21 protein-coding genes and 1 riboswitch are annotated in these 23048 nt (G+C 71.1%); of the genes, 13 read left to right on the forward strand and 8 right to left on the reverse strand.

The window, feature by feature from the left end; genetic code table 11:
* Positions 1-50: 50 nt before the first annotated feature.
* The 3 genes from M4J07_RS05040 to M4J07_RS05050 all read right to left on the reverse strand — a co-directional run bounded on the left by M4J07_RS05040 (position 51) and on the right by M4J07_RS05050 (position 4188).
* Complete coding sequence (locus M4J07_RS05040) at positions 51-785, reverse strand: SDR family oxidoreductase (RefSeq protein ID WP_255967617.1); 735 nt, start codon at positions 783-785, stop codon at positions 51-53.
* A gap of 115 nt (positions 786-900) precedes the next feature.
* Positions 901-1836: an RNA polymerase sigma-70 factor gene (locus M4J07_RS05045; RefSeq protein WP_255967620.1), complete on the reverse strand. Its 936-nt coding sequence runs from the start codon at positions 1834-1836 to the stop codon at positions 901-903.
* Between the two features lie 30 nt (positions 1837-1866).
* Positions 1867-4188 carry a chitinase C-terminal domain-containing protein gene (locus M4J07_RS05050; protein ID WP_255967622.1) on the reverse strand — a complete coding sequence of 774 codons (2322 nt, stop codon included), beginning with the start codon at positions 4186-4188 and terminating at the stop codon, positions 1867-1869.
* A 246-nt stretch (positions 4189-4434) separates the two neighbouring features.
* Positions 4435-4565: riboswitch (FMN riboswitch) on the forward strand.
* A 157-nt stretch (positions 4566-4722) separates the two neighbouring features.
* Here M4J07_RS05050 and M4J07_RS05055 point away from each other — a divergent pair.
* From M4J07_RS05055 to M4J07_RS05095, 9 genes are all read left to right on the forward strand, one after another.
* Positions 4723-5373: a riboflavin synthase gene (locus M4J07_RS05055; RefSeq protein WP_255967624.1), complete on the forward strand. Its 651-nt coding sequence runs from the start codon at positions 4723-4725 to the stop codon at positions 5371-5373.
* Positions 5370-6020: a nicotinamide mononucleotide transporter family protein gene (locus M4J07_RS05060; RefSeq protein ID WP_255967626.1), complete on the forward strand. Its 651-nt coding sequence runs from the start codon at positions 5370-5372 to the stop codon at positions 6018-6020. The genes M4J07_RS05055 and M4J07_RS05060 overlap by 4 nt, the downstream gene beginning before the upstream one ends.
* Positions 6017-7306, forward strand: coding sequence for a bifunctional 3,4-dihydroxy-2-butanone-4-phosphate synthase/GTP cyclohydrolase II (locus M4J07_RS05065; RefSeq protein WP_255967628.1), 1290 nt, complete (start codon positions 6017-6019; stop codon positions 7304-7306). Before M4J07_RS05060 ends, M4J07_RS05065 begins: the two co-directional genes overlap by 4 nt.
* Positions 7307-7382: 76 nt before the next feature.
* Positions 7383-7868 carry a 6,7-dimethyl-8-ribityllumazine synthase gene (gene ribH / locus M4J07_RS05070; protein WP_255967630.1) on the forward strand — a complete coding sequence of 162 codons (486 nt, stop codon included), beginning with the start codon at positions 7383-7385 and terminating at the stop codon, positions 7866-7868.
* Between the two features lie 35 nt (positions 7869-7903).
* Positions 7904-8176 carry a phosphoribosyl-ATP diphosphatase gene (locus tag M4J07_RS05075; RefSeq protein ID WP_018534786.1) on the forward strand — a complete coding sequence of 91 codons (273 nt, stop codon included), beginning with the start codon at positions 7904-7906 and terminating at the stop codon, positions 8174-8176.
* Between the two features lie 59 nt (positions 8177-8235).
* Positions 8236-9093 (forward strand): ATP phosphoribosyltransferase, encoded by an 858-nt coding sequence (gene hisG / locus M4J07_RS05080; RefSeq protein ID WP_255967636.1) that lies wholly within the window; start codon positions 8236-8238, stop codon positions 9091-9093.
* Between the two features lie 11 nt (positions 9094-9104).
* Positions 9105-9548: a PH domain-containing protein gene (locus tag M4J07_RS05085; RefSeq protein WP_255967638.1), complete on the forward strand. Its 444-nt coding sequence runs from the start codon at positions 9105-9107 to the stop codon at positions 9546-9548.
* Between the two features lie 490 nt (positions 9549-10038).
* Positions 10039-11379 (forward strand): hemolysin family protein, encoded by a 1341-nt coding sequence (locus M4J07_RS05090; RefSeq protein ID WP_255967640.1) that lies wholly within the window; start codon positions 10039-10041, stop codon positions 11377-11379.
* Positions 11376-12455, forward strand: coding sequence for a hemolysin family protein (locus M4J07_RS05095; RefSeq protein ID WP_255967642.1), 1080 nt, complete (start codon positions 11376-11378; stop codon positions 12453-12455). Before M4J07_RS05090 ends, M4J07_RS05095 begins: the two co-directional genes overlap by 4 nt.
* Positions 12456-12515: 60 nt before the next feature.
* On the opposite strand, the gene M4J07_RS05100 is transcribed toward M4J07_RS05095, so the two are convergent.
* Together M4J07_RS05100 and M4J07_RS05105 are read right to left on the reverse strand one after the other, a co-directional pair.
* Positions 12516-14384, reverse strand: a complete 1869-nt coding sequence (locus M4J07_RS05100) for an AAA family ATPase (protein WP_255967643.1) — start codon at positions 14382-14384, stop codon at positions 12516-12518.
* 407 nt (positions 14385-14791) lie between these two features.
* Complete coding sequence (locus M4J07_RS05105) at positions 14792-15433, reverse strand: uridine kinase family protein (RefSeq protein WP_255967644.1); 642 nt, start codon at positions 15431-15433, stop codon at positions 14792-14794.
* Between the two features lie 227 nt (positions 15434-15660).
* Here M4J07_RS05105 and M4J07_RS05110 point away from each other — a divergent pair, with 227 nt between their 5' ends.
* The gene (locus tag M4J07_RS05110; protein WP_255967645.1) at positions 15661-17031 is read left to right on the forward strand and encodes a peptidase C39 family protein; all 1371 of its coding nucleotides are present in this window, start codon (positions 15661-15663) and stop codon (positions 17029-17031) included.
* Positions 17032-17077: 46 nt separating this feature from the next.
* Here the strand turns inward: M4J07_RS05110 and M4J07_RS05115 are convergent, their stop codons facing one another.
* Entirely contained in the window at positions 17078-18562 is a 1485-nt protein-coding gene (locus tag M4J07_RS05115) for a M1 family metallopeptidase (protein ID WP_255967646.1), read from the reverse strand.
* Between the two features lie 187 nt (positions 18563-18749).
* Between M4J07_RS05115 and M4J07_RS05120 the strand changes: the two genes are divergently transcribed.
* Both M4J07_RS05120 and M4J07_RS05125 read left to right on the forward strand, forming a co-directional pair.
* Positions 18750-18908 (forward strand): SCO1431 family membrane protein, encoded by a 159-nt coding sequence (locus M4J07_RS05120; RefSeq protein ID WP_255967647.1) that lies wholly within the window; start codon positions 18750-18752, stop codon positions 18906-18908.
* Between the two features lie 121 nt (positions 18909-19029).
* A complete protein-coding gene (locus tag M4J07_RS05125; RefSeq protein WP_255967648.1) occupies positions 19030-19659 on the forward strand; it encodes a TetR/AcrR family transcriptional regulator in 630 nt (209 codons plus the stop codon).
* Positions 19660-19723: 64 nt separating this feature from the next.
* Here M4J07_RS05125 and M4J07_RS05130 read toward each other — a convergent pair whose 3' ends face one another.
* Positions 19724-20965, reverse strand: a complete 1242-nt coding sequence (locus tag M4J07_RS05130) for a glycoside hydrolase family 18 protein (protein ID WP_255967649.1) — start codon at positions 20963-20965, stop codon at positions 19724-19726.
* 329 nt (positions 20966-21294) lie between these two features.
* Here M4J07_RS05130 and M4J07_RS05135 point away from each other — a divergent pair, with 329 nt between their 5' ends.
* On the forward strand, positions 21295-22458 hold the full coding sequence (locus M4J07_RS05135) for an acyl-CoA dehydrogenase family protein (protein WP_255967650.1): 1164 nt from the start codon (positions 21295-21297) through the stop codon (positions 22456-22458).
* Here the strand turns inward: M4J07_RS05135 and M4J07_RS05140 are convergent.
* On the reverse strand, positions 22421-22729 hold the full coding sequence (locus tag M4J07_RS05140) for a hypothetical protein (protein WP_255967767.1): 309 nt from the start codon (positions 22727-22729) through the stop codon (positions 22421-22423). The two genes, M4J07_RS05135 and M4J07_RS05140, sit on opposite strands and share 38 nt — an antisense overlap.
* Between the last annotated feature and the right edge of the window lie 319 nt (positions 22730-23048).

Genomic DNA, 23048 nt, shown 5'->3' on the forward strand with positions numbered 1-23048 from the left:
CGCACCTCTCCGGCGGTTGAGGGGGGCGGGGCCGGGGCGTCCGGGCGCGGTCAGCGCTGTGCCATGAACTCCTCGAACGACCGCTTCCCCACCGCCCGTTCGGGCGTCAGGTGCCCGCCCTCGCGAAACGCCCGGTACGTCTTCCCCGCCAGCGGGACGCTGAGCACCGCCCGCTTCTTCCCCGTCGCCCTGAGATACGTACGGGCCAGTTCCTCGAACGTGCGCACCTCGGGGCCGCCCATGTCCGCCACCCGTCCCGCCGGCGGCCGCAGCGCCAGCTCGGCCAGCCGGTCGGCCACTTCGGACACCTCGATCGGCTGGTCGCCGACGCCCGCGGGCAGCAGCATCACCGGCAGCTTGGCGAAGCCCCGCAGGACGCCGCGGACCAGGTCGTGGAACTGGGTCGTGCGCAGCACCGTCCAGCCGAGCCCCGACTCCTCGACCAGCCGCTCCACCGCGTGCTTGGTCCGGTAGTAGCCGAACGGCACCCGGTCCACGCCGACGATCGAGATGTAGACGAGGTGCCCCACGCCCGCCCGGCGCGCGGCCGCGATCAGGTTCGCCGCGGCCTTCTCGTCGCCGCCGGTCTGCGTCGACGCGCAGTGCACGATCACGTCCACGTCCGCCACGGCCAGGTCCAGGCCGGGACCGCCCTTGCGCAGGTCCACGGCGTACGGCTGCGCGTGCCTGCTCAGCACCCGCACCTCGTGCTCCGTCGCGCGCAGCCGCTCGGTGACGAGCCGGCCGAGCGTGCCGGTTCCGCCGGTCACCAGGATCGTGGTCATCGCCGCATCAGCTCCTTCGGGCCGGGGCGCCCCCTCGTGGAACGCCCGCCGACAACTGAGAACCGGCGAGCCCGCGGAAATGTGACAACCGCGGGAGATCCCTTCCCGGACGCTCTCAGCCGGAGGTCAGCTGCCGGGCCATGAAAGCAAGTTTGTCCGGGTTCAGCACGGTGCGCGCAGCCGCCACCACTCCGCCGCGCACCTCGAACGTGACGACCGCGAACAGGGTGTCCCCGTGCCGGGCGACGAGCCCGGTGTCCCCGTTGACCTCGGCGACCGTGAGCTCCATGCCGTCGAGGTACCGCTCGGCGATGCCCTCCAGGAACCGCAGCACCTTCACGCGCCCCTCGACGGGCCTGCGCGCGGCGGTGACCTTGCCGCCGCCGTCGCCCCACCACAGGACGTCCGCGGCGAGGACCGTCTCCAGGTGCGCCAGATCGCCCTCGCGGGCCGCGTCGACGAACGCCTCCACCAGCTCCCGGCGGACCCGCTCCGACGGCTCGAACCGGGCCTCGTCGGCCGCCAGCCGGGACACCGAACGCCGGTACAGCTGGCGGCAGTTGGCCTCGCCGAGGTCGAGCACCCCGGCGATCTCCCGGTACCCGTACGCGAACGCCTCCCGCAGTACGTACACCGCCCGCTCGGTCGGGGTGAGGCGCTCCAGGAGGACGAGCAGCGCGGCGGAGACCGAGTCGCGCTGCTCGGCCGACTCCAGCGGACCGAGCACGCCGTCCGCGGTGAGAACGGGCTCGGGCAGCCAGGGGCCCGCGTACCGCTCTCGCTGTACGCGGGCCGAGGTGAGGCGGTTGAGGCAGAGGTTCGTGACGACCTTGGCGAGCCAGGCCCCGGACTGCTCGACGGAGCCCGGCTCGGTGGCACGGAACCGCAGGTACGCGTCCTGCACCGTGTCCTGCGCCTCCTCGGCGGAGCCGAGCATGCGGTAGGCGAGCCCGAACATGCGCGGGCGGTGCCGCTCGAACTCGGCGGTCCGGCCGGTGCTGCGGGCGCTGTCGGTGCTGTCGGTGCTGTCGGTCTGGCGTGCCGTCGTCACGTCCTCAGCCTGCCAGAACGGGTGGCCGGGTCAGCAGGCCCCCTGGTCCTGCCAGACGCCCCAGTCACCCGTCGTCCCGGGCTCCTCGCCCTTCGTCCACCACTTCGCCTTCCAGGAGCGGCCGTCGTGCGCGACGACGGTGCCGCTGCCGTACTCGGCGGTGGCCGTCCACTCCGGGGCGGTGCAGGTTCCCCCGCCGGGCGTGGGCGTCGGCGTCGGCGTGCCCGATCCGGTGCCCGGATCCACGACGCTCGTGCCGCGCGCCAGGTCACCGGCGAGCGCGTACGTCGTCCCGCCGAACGTCACCGTCCAGTTGGAGGGCGTCGACACCGGCAGGTAGTACACGAAGTCGAGCGTCACCGAGGCGCCGGGGGCCAGTGTCTGCCAGGTCGGCAGCTTCAGCGAGACGCGGTGGTAGTCGCCCTTCAGGCCGCCCACGTTGCTGCCACTGTGGTCGCTGCGCACGATCGTCGTGCCGAACCCGGACTGGTCCTTGGCGTTGGCCGGCGCCGACGTGCCGTAGTCGAACTGGAACTCCGTGCCGCCGGGCAGCGTCGCCTTCGTGTTGTTGGTGATCTTCACCTTGGGCGAGATCGGGTAGTTGGAGTCGCCCAGCGGGAACTCGCCGAAGCTCACGTCGATGTCCAGCGCCTCGGCCGGCAGGTCGATCGTCGAACGCTTCGCGCCGTACGGCTTCGCGGACTTGAACGCGTCGTAGAGCGTGGAGGTCAGGGTGTCACCCGGCTCGTACTGGCCCTTGGCGGCGTTCCACCCGTAGTCGCCCGCGAGCTCCCAGATCATCGTGCCGCCGATGCCCCGGTCGGCGACGTAGGCCGCCTTCGCGGCCACCGACTGCTCGTCCTCCGTCGACAGGAACACCTTCTTCTCGGCGTTCCACAGCCAGGGCGCGACGAGCGTGGAGTCGTAGTTGCGCTGGTAGGTCCCGGTGAGCTTCGTGTCGGCGGGGAAGCCGTACTCCGTCACGTAGTCCCCGACGATCCCCTTCTCCAGGTTCTTCGCGTGCCACATCGGGTTGGAGCCGGCCGGGGCCTCCTTGCCGTTCGTGTCGAGATCGTGCCAGAGGTTGTCGATGCCGACGGCGCCGTCCCCGCACTTCGTCAGCCCCGCCCCGGCCGGACAGTCCGTGGCCGGCGCCCTGCCCCACAGCCCCGCCGTGCCGCCCTGCACGTTCTTGAACCCCCGGGTGTAGTACGGGAGTCCGATGTTGATGCGGCCGGCCGGCATCGAGCCGCGGAAGTAGTGGTACGCCCAGTCGGTGTTCAGATAGCCGATCCCGCCGTACTGGGACGTCGAGTACACCCCCGCCGAGGCGAGCTCGGCGTCCTTGCCGTCGTCGAACAGCGAGGCGTTCGGGCCGACGTACTCGTTCCAGGCGCCGTGCAGGTCGTACGACATGATGTTGACGTAGTCCAGGTACTTCTGGACCTGGAAGGTCTCCATGCCGCGCAGCAGGTACCCGGACGACGGAGCCGCCACCGACAGCAGATAGTGCTTGCCGTCGGCCGCGCCGGCCCGGTCCAGCTTCTCGCGCAGCGTCTTCATCAGCGCCGCGTAGCCCTTCACCAGACCGGCGCGGCGGGCGTTGGCGAGGGACTGGTCGAGCGGATTGCCCGCGTCCTTCATCGTGGTCGGGTACTCGTAGTCGATGTCGACGCCGTTGAATCCGTACTTCTCGACGAACGCGACCGCCGAGTCGGCGAACGTGTCGATGCCCGGCTGGTTGACGCTGCCGTCGGCGTTCGTCGCCATCGAGTAGAAGCCGCCCGAGTCGACGCGCTTGCCGTCGTCGCCGAAGTAGCCGCCCGTCTCGGCCCAACCGCCCACCGAGATCAGGGTCTTGACGTTCGGGTGCTGCTTCTTGAACTTGGTGAGCAGATTGAAGTGGCCCTTGTAGGGGAGGTCCGGGTCCATCTCCGCGCCCGCGACGCCCGGCCAGGTCATGCCCGTCGCGGCGTTCTTCGCGGAGTCGGCGCCGACCGAGATCCGGTTGCCCGAATCGACGTGCGCGAAGGCGTAGTTGAGGTGGGTGACCTTGTCCCACGGGATGTCGGACGCGAGGTAGGCGGGCGTCCCGTCCTGCCCGGTGCGCCAGCCCGTGAAGTAGCCGATGACGCGGCGCTGGTGGTCCGCGCCCATCTTCTCGCGGCCGTCCGTGTCGTAGACCGAGCAGTAGGGGACCGAGACGCCGGGGGTCTCGTACAGGCCGTCGGGGCGACAGGACTCCTGGTCCGCGGCCTGCGACGCGGTCGCGGGCAGCGAGGCGAGCAGCAGGCCCGCGACGGCGGCCGCTCCGGCGAGCAGGGCCGGTCTGGGTGGTCTGGGGAACGGCACGGCGGTTCCTCCCGGGGAAGGGATCGGTGGTGCACGGCTGGAGTTGCGAGGGTTGCGAGGAACCTAAGAGGACTAGACCACGCCGTCAATAGGTCTGTACCAATCTCAACGATCCGCCCGGAGGGCCGAGTTGGCGCCGTATTCCCGGCCGCGCCCGAAAACCATCGAAGCGGGCTGTGAGTCAGCCCACAGCATTCGCATGCATGCACATCGATCGGACGTGGCACACTGGCCCTGTACCAGAAGCAGCGCACTCCGGGGTCGGTGAAAGTCCGAACCGGCGGTTACAGTCCGCGACCCGGTCACGTCCAGTGACCGGTTGACCAGGTGAAATTCCTGGACCGACGGTTAAAGTCCGGATGGGAGGCAGTGCGCGGCGGGCGGGCACCCAGTGTGCGCGTCGCCGTCTGTTCCGGGCACCCGACGGGTGTCCCGCTCTCGGCGTCGTCGCTCCCGGTGTCGTCGCCCGTACGTTCTGTCGTCGTCGTACGACAGTGCCCCGGAGTCTGTGCCCGTAGAGGGAGGACCCGGGAAGTGTTCACCGGAATCGTCGAAGAGCTGGGCGAGATCACGGCCGTCGAGAACCTCGGCGACCCGGTTGAGGCGTCCCGCTTCCGCGTTCGCGGACCCGTCGTCACCGAAGGCGCCAAGCACGGTGACTCCATCGCCGTCAACGGTGTCTGTCTCACCGTCGTCGAGCACGACGGGGACGAGTTCACGGCGGACGTCATGGCCGAGACCCTCAAGCGCTCCAGCCTCGGCGCGCTCACCGCGGGCTCCCGCGTCAACCTCGAACGCCCGATGATCGCCGACGGCCGCTTCGGCGGACACGTCGTGCAGGGCCACGTCGACGGCACCGGCACCATCGTCGAGCGCACCCCCTCCGAGCACTGGGAGATCGTCAAGATCTCGCTCCCCGCCGGACTGGCCAGGTACGTCGTCGAGAAGGGGTCGATCACGGTCGACGGCGTCAGCCTGACCGTCGTCGACGCCGCCGACGACCACTTCACCATCAGCCTCATCCCCACCACCCTCGCGCTGACCACGCTCGGCCTCAAGAAGGCGGGCGACCCGGTCAACCTCGAGGTCGACGTCATCGCGAAGTACGTCGAGCGCATGCTCGGCGACCGGATCGGTTCCCACGGCTCCAACGGCTCCAACGGCACTGACGGGGGCACCAAGTGAACTGGCTCAACTCCGAGGCCTTCACGATCTTCGGCCAGCACATCCTCTGGTCCGACATGATCGGCAACGTGATCGGCCTGATCGCCCTCGCGCTCGGCTGGCGCCGCTCCATCTGGACGTGGCCCGCCCAGCTCGTCTCCGGCGCGATCCTGCTCACCGCCTTCGCCACCGCCCACCTCTCGGGCAGTGCGGGCAAGCAGCTCGTCGTCATCGTCGTCGCCCTGTTCGGCTGGTGGCAGTGGAACCGCGGCAAGGGCAAGGCGCAGGACGGCTCCATCGCCGTCCGCTTCGCCAGCTGGCGCGAGCGCGGCGTCCTGGTCGGCGCCGCCGCCGTCGGCACGCTCGCCGTGGGCGGCCTGTTCACCGCGTTCCCCGAGCTGTCCTGGGACCCGTGGCCGGACGCGTACATCTTCGTCGGCACGATCGTCGCCATGTACGCCCAGGCCCGCGGCATGGTCGAGTTCTGGTTCGCCTGGCTCCTGGTCGACGCGGTCGGCGTCCCGCTGAACTTCGCCAACGGCTTCGCCTTCTCCGGCTTCGTCTACGTCATCTACGGCGCGCTCGTCCTCTGGGGCATGCGCGACTGGTGGCTGCGGTCCCGCGCGGCCGCGGCCCCCGCCCCTGCGCTCGAAGGAGCCCACGCATGAGCACGGCAGCCCACCTGTACGAGGTCACCGACGACACCGACCTCACGCTCGACCCGATCGAGCAGGCCCTCCGCGACATCGCCGCCGGCCGCCCCGTCGTGGTCGTCGACGACGAGGACCGGGAGAACGAGGGCGACCTCGTCGTCGCCGCCGAGATGATCACCCCCGAGATCGTCGCCTTCATGATGAGCGAGTGCCGCGGCCTGATCTGCGCCCCCATGGAGGGCGACGAGCTCGACCGGCTCGACCTCCCGCAGATGGTCGACGACAACACCGAGTCGATGAAGACGGCCTTCACCGTCTCCGTCGACGCCTCCGGCGCCCACGGCGTCACCACCGGCATCTCCGCCGCCGACCGCGCCACGACGCTCCGGCTGCTCGCCTCCGGCGAGGCACAGCCGGGCGACCTCGTCCGGCCCGGCCACATCTTCCCGCTGCGCGCCAGGCCCGGCGGCGTCCTCGTCCGCAACGGCCACACCGAGGCCGCCGTCGACCTCGCCCGGCTCGCGGGCCTGCGCCCGGCCGGCGCCATCGTCGAGATCGCCGGCGAGGACGGCGTCATGCTGCGGCTGCCCGAGCTCGTCCCGTTCGCCCGCAAGCACGGCCTGACGATCATCTCCATCGAGGACCTGATCGCCTACCGCCGCTCGTCCGAGCCCACGGTCAAGCGCGAGGCCACCGTCCAGCTCCCCACCGCCTTCGGCGAGTTCACGGCCTACGGCTACCGCTCCACGGTCGACGGCGTCGAGCACGTCGCCCTCGTCCACGGCGAGATCGGCGACGGTGCCGACGTCCTCGCCCGGATCCACTCCGAGTGCCTCACCGGCGACGTCTTCCACTCGCTGCGCTGCGACTGCGGCCCCCAGCTGGAGGAGTCCATGCGCCGCATCGTCGAGGCGGGCCGCGGCGTCGTCGTCTATCTGCGCGGCCACGAGGGCCGCGGCATCGGCCTGCTGTCCAAGCTGCGCGCGTACGAGCTCCAGGAGCAGGGCCGCGACACCCTCGACGCCAACCTGGAACTCGGCCTGCCCGCCGACGCCCGCGACTACGCGGCCGGCGCCCAGATCCTCGCCGACCTCGGCGTGCGCGACCTGCGCCTGCTGACCAACAACCCCGACAAGGTCGACGCCCTCACCCGGCACGGCCTCAAGGTCACCGCCCGCGAGCCGATGCCGATCACGGCGGGCGAGCACAACCTCCGGTACCTGCGCACCAAGCGGGACCGGATGGGCCACGACCTGCCGTGGCTGGACGCGCCCCGCACGTCGGCCTGCAGCAACCAGTAGTTCGACCAGTAGTTCAACCAGTAGTTCCTGACTCCTGACCCCCTTAATTCATCTACGTACGTACGAGGAGAAGCGCGTGAGCGGCAAGGGTGCACCCGAACTGAGCGTGAAGAACTGCGGCGACCTGCGCGTGGCCGTCATCGCCGCCCAGTGGCACGAGAAGGTCATGGACGGGCTCGTCGACGGAGCGCTGCGCGCCCTGAACGAGCTGGGCATCAGCGAGCCCACCGTCCTGCGCGTCCCCGGCAGCTTCGAGCTGCCCGTCGTCGCCAAGGTCCTCGCGGGCCGCGGCTACGACGCGATCGTCGCGCTCGGCGTCGTCATCCGCGGCGGCACCCCGCACTTCGAGTACGTGTGCCAGGGCGTGACCAACGGACTGACCCAGGTCTCCGTCGACACCGGCGTTCCGATCGGCTTCGGCGTGCTGACCTGCGACACCGAGGAGCAGGCGCTCGACCGCGCGGGCATCGAGGGCTCGAACGAGGACAAGGGCCACGAAGCGGTCACCGCGGCCGTCGCCACCGCGACCACGCTGCGTACCGTCTCCGAGCCCTGGCGTTAAGGGGTGCGGGAGAGCCGCGTAAAGTAGACGCCACCATGTCCAATAAGACGTTCGAGGAGCTCTTCACCGAGCTCCAGCAGAAGGCCGCCACGGGCGACCCCGCCACTTCCCGCACCGCAGAGCTGGTCGGCAAGGGCGTCCATGCCATCGGCAAGAAGGTCGTCGAGGAGGCCGCCGAAGTCTGGATGGCCGCCGAGTACGAGGGCAAGGAAGCCGCCGCCGAGGAGATCTCGCAGCTCCTGTACCACGTCCAGGTGATGATGGTCGCCCGCGGCATCTCCCTCGACGACGTGTACGCGCACCTCTGAGCCGTACGCCACCCCAGTCAGCCAGCCCGACCCACCGTCACACAAAGGAATCCGACCTCATGCTGCGCATCGCCGTCCCGAACAAGGGTTCACTGTCCGGACCTGCGTCGGCGATGCTCCATGAGGCCGGATACCGGCAGCGCAAGGAGTCCAAGGAACTCGTCACGGTCGACCCCGGCAACGAGGTCGAGTTCTTCTACCTGCGCCCCAAGGACATCGCGATCTACGTGTCCTCCGGCAAGCTCGACATCGGCATCACCGGACAGGACCTGCTGATCGACTCCGGCGCGAACGCCGAGACGATCCTGCCGCTCGGCTTCGCCCGCTCCACCTTCCGCTTCGCCTCCCGCCCCGGCGCGGTCAAGGACCTCGCCGACCTGGCGGGCCGCACCATCGCCACCTCCTACGAGGGCATCGTCGGCAAGTACCTCGCCGAGCGCGGCGTGGACGCGTCCGTGGTCCACCTCGACGGCGCCGTCGAGACCGCCATCGAGCTCGGCGTCGCCGACGCGATCGCCGACGTCGTCGAGACCGGCACCTCGCTGCGCAACGCGGGTCTCGAGGTCTTCGGCGACCCGATCATGCGGTCCGAGGCATGCGTCATCCGCCGCAAGGGCGCCGACCTCGACGAGACCGTCGAGCCCAAGGTGCAGCAGTTCCTGCGCCGTCTGCAGGGCGTCCTCGTCGCCCGGACGTACGTGATGATGGACTACGACTGCCGCGCCGAGCACCTGGAGAAGGCGGTCGCCCTCACCCCCGGCCTGGAGTCCCCGACGGTCTCCCCGCTGCACAACGAGGGCTGGGTCGCCGTCCGCGCGATGGTCCCCGCCAAGGACGCGCAGCGCATCATGGACGACCTGTACGCCCTCGGCGCGCGGGCCATCCTCACCACGGCCATCCACGCCTGCCGCCTCTGAGGACGCTCCGCATGTCTGACGTACCCGACCTCCCCGTCACCTTCCGGCCCGGGCGCACCCGCGTCATCCTGCACGCGCTCGGTGCCGCCTCCTTCGTGACGATCACCGTCATCGCGCTCATCCTCAACGGCATGAGCCCCGGGGAGCGCATCTCCTTCGTCTTCACCGCGGCCCTCTTCTGGGGCGTGCTCGGGCTGCTGGCCCGCCCCAAGGTCGTCGCCGACGACCAGGGCGTCACGGTCGTCAACGTCGCGCGCAGCCGCCGGCTGTCCTGGGCGGAGATCGTCCAGGTCAACCTGCGGCCCGGCGACCCGTGGGTGTTCCTCAACCTCACCGACGGCACCAGCATGGCCGCGATGGGCATCCAGCCCGGCATCGCCAAGCACTCCGCCATCCGCGACGCGAAGGCCCTCCGGGCCCTGACCGAGGCCGCCCACACGGGACTTCGGGGCTGACCCCCGCACCATCGGGGCTCACTCAGGGGCCCACGCCCTGACGCTCCCGTCCATGTCTTGATGCTGCTGTTTTTCGGGGGGTGACCCCCGGGCCCCCAGCCGGGCGGCGGATTGGTGGGGGTGCGGGTGAAGTTCCGGGCTCACTCAGGGGCCCGCGCCCTGAGGCTCCCGCCCATGTCTTGATGCTGCTGTTTTTCGGGGGGTGACCCCCGGGCCCCCAGCCGGGCGGCGGATTGGTGGGGGTGGGTGTGAAGTTCCGGGCTCACTCAGGGGCCCGCGCCCTGACGCTCCCGCCCATGTCTTGATTAATCTGGTGGTGGGGCGTGCGCCGAGAGCCGCCCCGCCCCTGACGCGCCCGGACGGGTGACCTGGGGCTCCTGCTAACCGAGGAGTGACTCCCTCCAGCGATGGACGGATCGTCCGGTAGTACCTGCGCCGCCCCCTCCCGACATAGCGCGACCCGCTCGCGTACGTCCGTGGAGGCGGCGGCATGACCATCCCGTTGCTGCTCCTTGCGGCCGCTTTCCTCCTGATCCTCGCCAACGGCTTCTTCGTCGCGGCCGAGTTCGGCCTCGTCACCGTCGAGCGCCCCGACGCCGAGCAGGCCGCGGCCGCCGGCGACAAACGCGCCCGAACCGTCGTCAACTCCCTGAGGGAGCTGTCCTTCCAGCTCTCCGGGACCCAGCTCGGCATCACCATCACCTCCCTCGTCGTCGGCATGCTCGCCGAACCGGCCCTCGCCCAGCTGCTGCGCGGCCCGTTCACCGCCGTCGGCATCCCCGGCGGAGCCGTCGGCGGCGTGTCGGTCGTCGTCGGGATGCTGCTCGCCTCCGCCGTACAGATGGTGATCGGCGAGCTCGTCCCGAAGAACTGGGCGGTGTCCAAGCCGCTCCAGGTGGCCCGCTTCGTGGCCGGCCCCCAGTCCGTCTTCGCCCGGCTCTTCCGCCCGGTCATCGCGCTGCTCAACGCGGTCGCGAACCGGCTCGTGCGGATGCTCGGCGTCGAACCCGCCGACGAACTGGCCTCCGCCCGCACCCCGGGCGAACTGGTCTCCCTGGCCCGGCACTCCGCCCAGGCGGGCGCCCTGGAACAGGACACGGCCGACCTCTTCGTGCGCACCCTCTCCCTCGCGGAGCTGACCGCACAGCACGTCATGACGCCCCGCGTGAAGGTCAGCGCGCTCCAGGCGTCCGCGACCGCCGAGGACGTCGTCAACCTGACCCGTGCCACCGGCCTGTCCCGCTTCCCGGTCTACCGGGAGCGGATCGACGAGGTCATCGGCATGGTCCACCTCAAGGACGCCCTCGCCATGCCGGCGCACGAGCGGCTGCGCACCCCGGTCAGCCGGATCGCGCAGCCCCCGCTGCTGGTGCCCGAGACGCTGCCCGTCCAGCCGCTGCTGGCCAGACTGCGCAGCGAGCAGCCCATCGCCGTCGTCGTCGACGAGTACGGCGGCACGGCCGGGGTCGTCACCCTGGAGGACATCGTCGAGGAACTCGTCGGCGAGGTCCGCGACGAGCACGACGGGCTCGACCTGCCCGAACTCGCCGTGGCCCCGCCCGAGGACGGCCGCCCCGCCTGGGACGCCGACGGCAGCTGCCGCGTCGACATCCTGCGCCGGATAGGACTCGACGTGCCCGAGGGCCCGTACGAGACCGTCGCCGGCCTCGTCGCCGATCTCCTCGGCCGCATCCCCGCCCCCGGCGACCGCGCGGAACTGCCCGGCTGGCGCCTCGCGGTCCGCCAGGTCGACCACTACCGGGCCGAGCGGGTCCGCATCGTACGGACGGCACAGACCCCGCAGGCCGCGGTCCTGGAGGCGGCCCGATGAGCGCACTGCAACTCGTCTTCGCCGCACTCCTCGTGCTCGCGAACGGATTCTTCGTCGGCGCGGAGTTCGCCCTGGTCTCGGTGCGCCGCAGCCAGATCGAACCCCTCGACAACAAGCGGGCCCGACAGGTCCTGTACGGACTCGAGCACCTGCCCCAGATGATGGCGGCCGCCCAGTTCGGCATCACCGTCTGCTCGCTGACCCTCGGCGCGGTCGCCGAACCGACGGTCGCCCACCTCCTGGAACCGGTCTTCGAGGCGGCCCACGTCCCGCACGGCATGATCCATCCGCTCGGGTACGTGATCGCGCTCGCGGCCGTGGTCTTCCTGCATCTCGTCATCGGGGAGATGGTCCCGAAGAACCTCGCCATGGCGGCGCCGGAGAAGACCGCGCTGTGGTTCAGCCCCGGCCTCGTCGCCTTCGCCCGGCTCTGCAAGCCGGTCACGGTCGCCCTCGGCGCCTGTGCCCGGCTGATCCTGAAGCTCTTCCGGGTGGACCCCAAGGACGAGGTGGAGGCGGCCTTCACCAGCGAGCAGCTCAACCGTCTGGTGGAGGACTCGGGGCAGGCGGGCCTGCTCGGCCCCGAGGAACAGGAACGCCTGGAGGACGCGCTGGAGCTGGGCTCCCGCCCGGTGACGGACGTCCTGCTGACCCGCGCCTCGCTGGTGACGGTCGGCCCCTCGGTCACTCCGGCCGAGGTCATCGGCCTGACCGCGCGCACCGGCTACTCCCGCTTCCCGATCTGCGCGGAGACCGGCGACTTCATGGGCTATCTGCACGTCAAGGACGTCCTGGACCTGATCGAGGGACCGGACACCGACCGCGCGGTGCCGCAGCACGTCTGGCGCCCCATGACGGTGCTGCGCGCCGAACTCCCCCTGGACGACGCCCTCACGGTGATGCGCCGTGCGGCCACGCACCTGGCCCAGGTCTCCGACGCGGCCGGCCGGGTGCTCGGCCTCGTCGCCCTGGAGGACGTCCTGGAACTCCTGGTCGGCGAGGTCCGCGACCCGGCCCACCGGGACGACCCGGCGCAGGTACCGGTGGCCCGCAGCAAGGAGGGCGCCCTGACGTAGCCACGGCGCGCACAGGCGACAGGGCCCGCCCCCCCCCGGGGCGGGCCCCACGTCACCCGGTCACGGCCCGGAGGGCCCCCGCCCCGACAGGACCTCCCCGTACGCCTGCATGAGATCGGGCAGCCGCAACGTCGCCAGGTCGTCCCGGGACGGCTCCGCCAGATACCCGGTGAGCCTCAGGTCCCGGTAGGCGCACGACTTCTCGTACAGCGTCCGCAGGAACCGCCCGTTGCCGAGCTCGTCGATCCAGCCCTGGTCCACGACGTGCCCGGCGATCGAGCGCAGTTCCTCCAGCGCCTCCTCGTCCCACACGTCCCCGTTCTCCGCGGCCAGCACCTCGCCGATCGACGTGAGTTCGAGGGGCCGGTACGAGGGGAAGTCCACCCGCGTCGTGAACCGCGAGGACAGTCCGGGGTTGGCGGCGAGCAGCCGGTCCATGCCCTCGGGGTACCCGGCGAGGATCACGACCAGGTGGTCCCGGTTGTCCTCGGCCCGCTTCAGCAGCACCTGCAGCGCCTCGTCGCCGTACGCGTCGCCCTTCCCGTAACCGGAGTTGGACAGGGCGTACGCCTCGTCCACGAAGAGCACGCCGCCGAGCGCCGAGTCGATCAGCTCGTTCGCCTTCACGGCGGTCTGGCCCAGGTACTCGCCGACCAGGTCGGCCCGCTGCGCCTCCACCAGGTGGTCGCCGCCGAGCAGCCCGAGCGCGTAGAAGACCCGCCCCAGGATCCGGGCGACCGTGGTCTTGCCCGTACCGGACGGGCCGGAGAAGACGAAGTGCCGTTTCGGCGGCTGGACCGGAAGGCCCTGGCTCGCCCGCAGGCGCGCCATGTTGAGCTGCGCGGAGAGCGCCTTGACCTGGCGCTTCACGGGTTCGAGGCCCACCATCCGCTCCAGCTCGGTGAGCGCCTCCTCCAGGAGCGCGGGGTCGGCGGGGCCCGGCGGCAGCGGCGGCGGGACGGGCACCACGGCCTTCTCGCGGACCATGTCGGCGTCGTCGGGTCCGGCGCCGGAGCCGGGCGGTGGCAGATCAGGGTCGGAGACCTTCAAGCCGCGCCCGTCGGTCTCGTAGAGCGGATCGACGGACTCGCCGCCGTCCAGACCGTCCTGATAGCCCGTCAGCGACATGGGCGCCAGGTCGGTGCCGTCGCCGAAGTCCCCGTACCCGTCGCCCTCGGCGATGGCCGCGAGCCGCGCCGAGGTGTCCATGAACGCCGGGTCGACCCGGTGCACGGCCCGGTACAGGGGGAGCGCGGCGGCCGAGCGGCCCGTGCCCTCGTGCGCCCTCGCCAGCCAGTACCTGAGCTCCTTGCGCTGCGGCTGCTCGCTGCGGCAGCGCATCAGCGCCGCGGACAGCAGCGGCTCCGCCTGCCCGTACATCTCCAGGCGCACCCGCGCCATGCCGCCGAAGAGTCCGGCCTCGATGCCCAGCATCGGGTCGTCGATCAGCGAGTCCGTGTGGCGGACCAACTGCTCCCAGTCCTTGACCAGGTACGCCCGGCACGCGTGCAGGAACCGCACCTGCGGATCCGCGTCCACCGGCGGCAGCGTCGCCAACGCCCGGTCCAGATCGGGGACATGGCGGCCGTCCAGCCAGTGCGAGGCGTGCGCGAGTAACAGGTCGCGCGGGTGCTCGAGGACCGGCTGCACCCACCAGCCCAGCCAGTACCAGGAGTTGAGCGTGCGGCGGTGCCGCGTGCGCTGCTCGCCGAACCGGTCGCGGTGCCGGAACATGCGCAGCAGCGCCGTCGTCGTGTCGATCCGCAGCGCGTGCAACCCGAGCCAGCCGTCGGCCATGCCGGGGTCCATCCGCACGGCGGCCCGGAACTCCTCCTCCGCCTGCGGATACGCGCCCATGGTGTAGGCGTCGACGCCTCGCAGCCAGGCGAGGTCGGCCGGGCCGGTCGGCGCACCAGTGCCGAAGTCCATCACGTCCCCCACAAACCGTGCCCCCGATGAACCGCTCTGTCATGGACGGGAGTTGCCACGATGCGGACAGCGAGCCGTCCGTAGGCCGCACCGAGAGGCATCGTACCTGCGGGGGCTGCGTCGGCCGTAGGGCGCAACCGGGTCGGATCGTGGCATCGGGCGGGGATTCGGCGCAGGTGAGCGCGGTGCCGGATGGTGACCCTGGGTGAACGAAGAGCGCCTCGGAACGCCGGGGAAAGGGCATTGCGGGCAGAACGAAGCCCCCGATCACGGGGGAACAACCGGGGGCTTCGCGACTGCGGGCGGCCCCGAAAGGCCGCACATTCAGAACGTAAGTCCTGTACGGCCCCTCGGTCAAGCCGAGTTGGGGCACTCACGGAAACTGGCGGAAGGCCGTTTCCGAAGGTTCACCGGACCGCTGGCGGTTCCTCACGGTGAGTGACGTCGGGGCGGTGCGGCGAGGTCCCGGAAGGGCCCTCACGCACCTCATAACCCTCCGGGCACTCGCGTACCAATTGCTGCGAGAAGGGCCGAGAAGGGTCTCTTGCGAAGTGCTCGCGCTCCGCTGGGATCCAGCCGTCCCAGAACTCCCGCTGCGCCGCACCGTCCCGGGCCCGCCCCCGCTCCCACGACGCCTCGGCCGCCCTGTCGAGCCACACCAGCTCCGCCAGGAACGGGCGCACCTCCCGGCGCCCCGCCCCCACGCCCTCGACGAGGACGACGTCCGCGGGCGGCAGCGCGCGGACACCGTCGAAGCGGCGGCCGTGCCAGTCGTACGTCTCGTAGTGCGCGGTCCTGCCGTGCGCGAGCGGATCGAGGACCTGGGCGCGCAGCCGGTCCGTCCAGCCGAAGAGGGCGTCGTGACTGGCGATGTCGTCGAGCCGCAGGACCGGCGCGCCGCCGAGCGCCTCCGCCAGCCGGGTGGCGAAGGTCGACTTCCCGGACCCCGCGTGCCCGTCGATGCCGACGAGGCGCACGGGGCCGCACGAGGGCGACAGCCGCCGCAGCCGGGCGGCGTACCGGTCGAGGGGCAGGCGGTGGTAGCTCACGTCCGCCAGGGTACGGGTCGGCGCGGATCCGTTTGGAGCGCGCCGCCGCAGGTCATGCCAGTGGTGAAGACCAATATTGGTAGGGCGGTACGGCCTCGAAACGCTGGTGGAAATCCCGCTCCGGCGGCCATAGTTGGCGCACTGTTCCAGCAGGAGCAGGCGCTGCACCCGGCCCGTCAGACCCGTCAGGCCCGTCCACCCGATCCGTCGACTGGGGGATCCACCCGATGACCCGAACCGACCCGGACTCCCGTCCGTCCCGCAGAACCGTCCTCGTCGCGGCCGCAGGCGTCGCGCTCGTCACGACGGCCGCCTCGGGAACCGCACACGCCGCACCCGCACAGGAACAGGCCCCCGCACGCCTCGTGGACAACCGCACCTGGACGACGTACACCGACTGGCGTTCCGGCACCGGCCGGGGCACCCGTCCCGTCGCGGGCTCCCGCCCCGGCCTGACGTTCGCGGCGCCGGCCGGCACGACGACGTACACCGACCCGCACCTCAACAGGACCGGCGAGTGGGAGTACGCGCAGTGGACCTCCCCGGTCCACCGGCTCGCCGTCCCCGCCACGGAGGTCATCGCCTCCTGGAACGCGCACACCCCGGCCGGCACCTGGATCCAGATCGAGCTCCAGGGCACGTACACCGACGGCACGCAGACGCCCTGGTACGTGATGGGCCGCTGGACGGCGGGCGACGACGCGGACGTGGACATCCGCCGCACCTCCGTGGACGACCAGAGCGACGGGAAGTCGAGCATCTGGACGGACACGTTCTCCATCGACGACGCCGCGTCCGGCCTGCGCCTGGTCTCGTACGCGCTGCGCCTCACGCTGCTGCGTGCGCCCGGCTCGAAGGCCGCCCCGACCGTCTGGCGCCTGGGAGCCATGGGCTCGGACGTCCCGGACCGCTTCACGGTGCCGGCCTCCGCGCCCGGCCTCGCCAAGGAGCTGACGGTCCCGCGCTACTCGCAGAACGTCCACGCCGGCCAGTACCCCGAGTACGACAACGGCGGTGAGGCGTGGTGCAGCCCCACGTCCTCGCAGATGATCATCGAGTACTGGGGCCGCAAGCCGTCCGCGGCCGATCTCGCCTGGGTCAACCCGGACTACGCGGACCCGCAGGTCTGCCACGCGGCCCGCTCCACCTACGACTACCAGTACGAGGGCTGCGGCAACTGGCCGTTCAACGCGGCGTACGCGGCGACGTACAAGGACCTCCAGGGCGTGGTCACCCGGCTCTCCTCGCTCACCGACCTGGAGAAGCTGATCGCGGCGGGCATCCCGGCCATAACGTCCCAGTCGTTCCTCAAGGAGGAGCTGACGGGGGCGGGCTACGGCACCTCGGGCCATCTGATGACGGTCATCGGCTTCACCGCCGACGGCGACGTCGTCGCCAACGACCCGGCCTCGCCGAACGACCCGGCGGTCCGCCGCGTCTACAAGCGCCGCGAGTGGGAGAACATCTGGCTCCGCACCAAGCGCTACAACGCCACCGGCAAGGTCGTCTCCGGCACCGGCGGCGTCTGCTACCTGTACTTCCCGGCCCACCCGACCCCGAAGCAGCGCAAGGCGCTGGCGGCCGTGGGCGTGCGCTGACCCCCGCGTGGCCCCACCGCCCGGCGGGGCGGTGGGGCCACGACCGTCACCCGGTGACGACCGGATTCACCACCCAGTCGGGGTGGCCCGGCATCGGCGGGGTCGTGGCGCCGTAGAGCCACGGACGGAGGAAGCCGGACAGGTCCTGGCCCGCGACCTTCGAGGCCAGCGCGATGTAGTCGGCCGTCGAGGCGGTTTCGCCCCGGTACCGGGCGAACCAGGCTCGCTCGATCTTCTGGAACGTGTCCGCGCCGACCTGCGCGCGCAGCGCGTACAGGACGAGCGCCGAGCCGTCGTAGCGCATCCGCTTGAAGAGGTTCGGCTCGGTCGGTTCGGCGGGCGCGCCGTAGTCGTGGCGCCACTGGTCGTGGTTCTCGTACGCCGTCCTCATCGCGGCCTCGAAGCTGTCGCCGCCGTGCTCCTCGGAGTACCAGCGCTCGTAGAAGCGGGCGTGGCCCTCGCTGAGCCAGAGGTCCGACCAGGTCGCGATGCCCACGCTGTCGCCGAGCCACTGGTGGGTGAGCTCGTGCACCAGATTGCGCTCCGCGTCGACCTTGGTGCCGAGGAGGTCCGCCTTCGGGACCAGGGACAGGGTCTGCGTCTCCAGCGCCACCCCGAGGTCGGTGTCGCCGACCAGGACGCCGTACCGGTTGAACGGGTACGGCCCCAGCTTCTCCCGCAGCCACCGCAGGTGGTCGGGCGTCAGATCGCGGTACTGCTTGGTCGGGGCGACCAGCGCCGTCGGGACGACGTCGCGCACGGCGATCCCGTCGAGTCCCTTGCTGTCGATCAACCGGAAGTCCCCGATGGCCAGTTGGACCAGCTGGGTGGCGACCGGCTGCTCGGACTCGTACGTCCAGCGGACCCGGCCGCCGGGGCGCTCGGCCTTGTCGGTCAGCCTGCCGTTGGCCACGGCGGTCCGGTCGGCGGGGGTCGTGACGCGGAAGGTGAACGGGGCGCGCTGACTGGGGTGGTCGTTCGACGGGAAGATCATCTTGGCGCCGTTGGGCTGCGGGTACAGGACCGTGCCGTCGGGCGTCGGTATCCAGCCGTAGTCCTCGATCGCGTCGTCGCGGTGCCGCAGCTGCGTCGGATCGGCGGTGTAGTAGACCTTGACGGTGAACGAACTGCCTCTGGTGAGGGGTGACTTGGGTGTGACGACGAGTTCGTCGCCGTCGCGCCGGGTCTGGGCCGGGCGGCCGTTCACGGTGACGCGGCCCAGCTCGTTGCCCGCGAAGTCCAGGTCGAAGCGGGACAGTGCCTGGGTCGCCGTGGCCCGGATCGTGGTCGACGCCGCGAACGGCGTCCTCGGTGCCTGCCAGTCGAAGTCGAGGGTGTAGTGGCGGACGGTGTAGCCGCCGTTCCCGTCGAGCGGGAACATCGGGTCGCCCAGGCCCGGTGCGCCGGGAGCGGGCGCGTCCTCGGCGGCGGCCTGCGAGACGGCTGCCGGGCCGGTCAGCGCGGCGGTGACGGTGATCGCCGCGGCGAGCGCGAGGCGTGCGCTGCGGCGGGACGGCCGGTACGTGCTCATCGGGAACCTTCCGGTCGGAGGGATCGCGTCGCAGTGTGGGACGCACGGCGCGGCGGCCCGGTTGTACGTGACCAAGGTCTCGGCCGCGCGGCGGCGATCCGATGGCAAGGTGGAGGGGGCGCCGGAGGGGACCAGGGCGCCGCCGGGGGAGAGCCAGGACCAGCACCGCGACCCGAGCGAGACAGCCATGACCGCAAGCTCCGCCACCGCCTCCACCACCGCTGCCGCCGCGCGGACCCGTACCGGCGGCCCCGAGGAGGACGGGCCCAAGATCCTCGAGCACGTCATGGGCTGGACCTTCGTCGTGGTCCTCGCGATGCTCGTCACGCAGCTCGGCTGGATGTGACGGGGGCGTCGCCCGGCGCGACGTGACGCGTACCACTGCAGGCCCCGGGCGCACGGGCGAGAAGCGCCCCGGAAAGTGCCATACTGCGGCATCCGCAAGGAGCCGGAGACCGGGACCGCCATTGAACATCAGTCATCAGCGGACGCGCGGCACCGCCCGCTCGGCCGCTCGCCGCGCCGAACTCATCTCCATCGGACGCAAGTTGTTCGCCGACACGTCCTACGACGCGCTGTCGATGGACGACATCGCCCGGCACGCGGGCGTCGCCAAGGGCCTGATCTACTACTACTTCACGTCCAAGCGCGGCTACTACCTCGCGATCATCGAGGACTCCGTCGGTGACCTCGTGGACCGCGCGAACAGCACCGGGGGACTGGCCCCGGTCGACCGCGTGCACCGCACCGTCGACGGCTATCTGCGGTACGCCGAGCACCACCAGGCGGCCTACCGCGCGATCGTCACCGGTGGCGTCGGCTTCGACACCGAGGTGCAGGCCATCCGGGACGGGGTGCGCGAGGAGATGATCGCCACGATCGCCCAGGGCGCCTACGGCAGGCCGGAGGTGCCCGAGCTGGCCAGGACCGCCCTGCTCGGCTGGTTGTGCAGCGTCGAGGGCGTCACGCTCGACTGGATCGGCCGGCACGGGCTCGAACGGGACACCGTGCGCGCCCTGTTGGTCCGCACGCTCGTCGAGACCCTGCGGGTGATCGAGGAGTTCGAGCCGGCCTACCCGGCGCCCGCCCACCCCTGAGCGCACGGGAAGGGCGGGGCCCGGCGCACCGGAACCCCGCCCGATCTCCCTGCGACGACAGGCCCTAGTCGATGGCCTTGATCAGCTCACCGTTCGTCGTGTCGCCGGACAGCTCCCAGAAGAAGGTGCCGCCCAGGCCCTGCTGGTTCTTGTAGTCCATCTTCCCCGCGATGGTCGCCGGGGTGTCGTAGCTCCACCAGTTGGTGCCGCAGTACGCGTACGCGGTGCCGCCGACCGTGCCCGTGGCGGGGCACTTGGTCTTGAGCTCCTTGTAGTCGTCGATGCCCTGCTCGTACTTGCCGGCCGCGGGCCCGGTCGCGGTGCCGCCGGGCGCCGCCTGCGTGACACCGGTCCAGCCGCGCCCGTAGAAGCCGATCCCGAGCAGCAGCTTCGAGGCGGGCACGCCCATCGCCTTGAGCTTGGTGACGGTGGCGTCGCTGTTGTACCCCGCCTTCGGTATCCCCTCGTACGAGGTCAGCGGCGAGTGCGGGGCGGTGGGGCCCTGCGCGTCCCAGGCGCCGAAGAAGTCGTACGTCATCGGGTTGTACCAGTCGACGTACTGGGCGGCGCCCGCGTAGTCGGCGGCGTCCAGCTTGCCGCCGTCGGAGGCGTCGGCCGGGATGGCGGACGTGACGAGCGCGCCCGCCCCGAACTTCGAACGCAGCGCCCCCATCAGGTTCTTGTACGCGTCGCGCCCGCTGGTGTCGCAGCTGAGGCCGCAGGCGTTCGGGTACTCCCAGTCGATGTCGATGCCGTCGAAGACGTCGGCCCACTTGGAGTTCTCGACCAGGTCGTAGCAGGACTGGGCGAACCCGGCCGGGTCCTTGGCGGCGTCCGAGAAGCCGCCCGACCAGGTCCAGCCGCCGAACGACCAGAGGACCTTGAGGTCGGGGTGGAGCTTCTTCAGCTTGCGCAGCTGGTTGAAGTTGCCGCGCAGCTCCTGGTCCCAGGTGTCGGCGACACCGTCCACCGACTGGTCGGCGGTGTACGCCTTGTCGGTCGCGGCGTAGGAGTCGCCCATCGTGCACTTGCCGCCCTGGACGTTGCCGAAGGCGTAGTTGATGTGGGTGAGCTTGTCGGCCGAACCGGACGTCTCGATGTTCTTGACGTGGTAGTTCCGGTCGTAGACACCCCACTCGGTGAAGTATCCGACGACCTTCGAACCGGCCGCCGCCTCTTGGGAGTTGACATCGGTCTGGGCCGCCGCCGTGCCCGCCGAGGCGAGCAGTCCGGCGCCGAGGACGGCGCAACAAGCAGCGGAGACGAGCGCCTTGAAGCGCGCGCGGGGGAGGTGCGGTCTGAGCATCGTGTCTCCTCGTGGGGGGAGGGGAGCGTGGGGGAAGTGGTGCTGTGGACCTGCCGCCGCACCTTAGGAGGACTAGACCAGTGGGGTCAATGGTCCGAACCAATTTCCCCGGTTCCTTCACGGGTGACGACCGCCTCACGAAAAACTTGGAGTAAGCGGTCGTTAACTAGTGACGAGAGGCCCCGGATCGGGAATACTCAACACGCCGCAGCCGCTGGTCAGCCCCATCCGAGACCCGGAGAGGCAGCATCGGCTCGGTAGTGACCACCCGGCGGCACAGCCCCACCCCGGCGCGCCGCCGCAGCGCCCCCAGGGAGGAGAGCGTCGCCATGCCGGAGCCAGGAGTCGAGCGTCAGCTGCCGACGGACGAAGCTCAGGACCTGATTCAGCTGGTCCGTGACATCGCGCAGCGGGAGATCGTCCCGCCCGCGGCCGAGGAGGAGGACGCGGGCCGGTTCCCGCGCGAGACCTTCACCCTGCTCTCCTCGTCAGGACTGCTCGGACTTCCGTACGACGGGGAGTTCGGCGGCGGCGACCAGCCGTACGAGGTCTACCTCCAGGTCCTGGAGGAGCTCGCGGCCGCCCGCCTCACGGTGGGCCTCGGCGTCAGCGTGCACTCGCTGTCCTGCCACGCCCTCGCCAACTTCGGCACGAAGGAGCAGCGCTCGGAGCACCTGCCCGACATGCTCGGCGGCGGACTGCTCGGCGCGTACTGCCTCTCCGAGCCGTCGTCGGGATCGGACGCCGCGTCGCTGCGCACGAAGGCGGTGCGCGACGGGGGCGACTGGGTGCTCACCGGGACCAAGGCCTGGATCACGCACGGCGGCGTCGCCGACTTCTACACGGTCCTGGCGCGCAGCGGCGGCGAGGGCGCACGCGGCATCACGGCGTTCCTGGTGCCGGGTGACGCCGAGGGGCTGAGCGCGGCGGCGCCGGAGAAGAAGATGGGCATGAAGGGCTCGCCCACCGCCCAGGTTCACTTCGACGGGGTGCGGATCAGCGACGCGCGGCGCATCGGGGACGAGGGGCAGGGCTTCCAGATCGCCCTCTCCGCGCTCGACTCGGGACGGCTCGGCATCGCGGCCTGCGCGATCGGCGTGGCGCAGGCGGCGCTCGACGCGGCCGTGGCGTACGCGAAGGACCGGTCCCAGTTCGGCCGCCCCATCGCCGATTTCCAGGGACTTCGCTTCATGCTCGCGGACATGGCGACGCAGATCGAGGCAGGGCGCGCCCTGTACCTGTCGGCGGCCCGGCTGCGGGACGCGGGCCGGCCGTTCTCCAAGCAGGCGGCCATGGCGAAGCTGCTGTGCACCGATGCCGCGATGAAGGTCACCACGGACGCGGTGCAGGTCCTCGGCGGGTACGGCTACACCGCGGACTTCCCCGTCGAGCGGTTCATGCGCGAGGCCAAGGTGCTGCAGATCGTCGAGGGCACCAATCAGATCCAGCGGATGGTCATCGCCCGTCACCTCGCGGGTCCGGAGACGCGCTGAACTGACCGGTGCGCACGGTGGGCGCCACGAGCCGCGCCCACTCCGGGTCGTGCCGACCCGGCAGCGTCTTGCCGCGGTCGGCCCAGCTCGTGACCATGGCCCGGTAGATCGGCGGGTCGTGCGGCTGGAGCAGGGGCTGCTGCGGCTGCGGGTGAGCCTGGTGCTGGGGGTGCGCGGGGTGCTGTGCGGGCTGCAGGGGCTGCGGGTGCGCCTGATGTTGTTGGTGCTGCGGATGCTGCTGGTGCTGCTGATGAACCGATTCTGCGGCCACAGGTACGAGGATGCGCCTGCGCCGTCCGGTGGGCGCAGGGGCGGGTGTCTGCGTCGGGGTCATGCCAGGTCAACGGGCGGGCGACGGAGCAGGTCACCGGTCGACGGATTCGAGCGTCAGTTCAGGACATAACCGTGCGCCGGGTCCGACCCGTCGAACATCTGGTCAGTACCGACGAGCTGACGTACCGTCAACTCCGCCGCCGGGCAGGCCGTACCCCTCCGGGCGACGTCAACTGCCGTGCGCGCAGGGAGGATTGCTGTGGCCGACGACGACCGTCCCGTGGCGTTCGACGAGTACCCCGTGCACCAGGTGCCGC

It is taken from the genome of Streptomyces longispororuber (assembly GCF_024448165.1).
Lineage (GTDB): Bacteria > Actinomycetota > Actinomycetes > Streptomycetales > Streptomycetaceae > Streptomyces > Streptomyces longispororuber_A.

Excerpts from the sequence above, each read along its gene's own strand:
- M4J07_RS05040 (WP_255967617.1), bottom strand. The coding sequence starts at position 785 with ATGACCACGATCCTGGTGACCGGCGGAACCGGCACGCTCGGCCGGCTC.
- M4J07_RS05065 (WP_255967628.1), top strand. The coding sequence starts at position 6,017 with ATGAGCACGGCAGCCCACCTGTACGAGGTCACCGACGACACCGACCTC.
- M4J07_RS05075 (WP_018534786.1), top strand. The coding sequence starts at position 7,904 with ATGTCCAATAAGACGTTCGAGGAGCTCTTCACCGAGCTCCAGCAGAAG.
- hisG (WP_255967636.1), top strand. The coding sequence starts at position 8,236 with ATGCTGCGCATCGCCGTCCCGAACAAGGGTTCACTGTCCGGACCTGCG.
- M4J07_RS05085 (WP_255967638.1), top strand. The coding sequence starts at position 9,105 with ATGTCTGACGTACCCGACCTCCCCGTCACCTTCCGGCCCGGGCGCACC.
- M4J07_RS05090 (WP_255967640.1), top strand. The coding sequence starts at position 10,039 with ATGACCATCCCGTTGCTGCTCCTTGCGGCCGCTTTCCTCCTGATCCTC.
- M4J07_RS05095 (WP_255967642.1), top strand. The coding sequence starts at position 11,376 with ATGAGCGCACTGCAACTCGTCTTCGCCGCACTCCTCGTGCTCGCGAAC.
- M4J07_RS05100 (WP_255967643.1), bottom strand. The coding sequence starts at position 14,384 with ATGGACTTCGGCACTGGTGCGCCGACCGGCCCGGCCGACCTCGCCTGG.
- M4J07_RS05110 (WP_255967645.1), top strand. The coding sequence starts at position 15,661 with ATGACCCGAACCGACCCGGACTCCCGTCCGTCCCGCAGAACCGTCCTC.
- M4J07_RS05115 (WP_255967646.1), bottom strand. The coding sequence starts at position 18,562 with ATGAGCACGTACCGGCCGTCCCGCCGCAGCGCACGCCTCGCGCTCGCC.
- M4J07_RS05120 (WP_255967647.1), top strand. The coding sequence starts at position 18,750 with ATGACCGCAAGCTCCGCCACCGCCTCCACCACCGCTGCCGCCGCGCGG.
- M4J07_RS05130 (WP_255967649.1), bottom strand. The coding sequence starts at position 20,965 with ATGCTCAGACCGCACCTCCCCCGCGCGCGCTTCAAGGCGCTCGTCTCC.
- M4J07_RS05135 (WP_255967650.1), top strand. The coding sequence starts at position 21,295 with ATGCCGGAGCCAGGAGTCGAGCGTCAGCTGCCGACGGACGAAGCTCAG.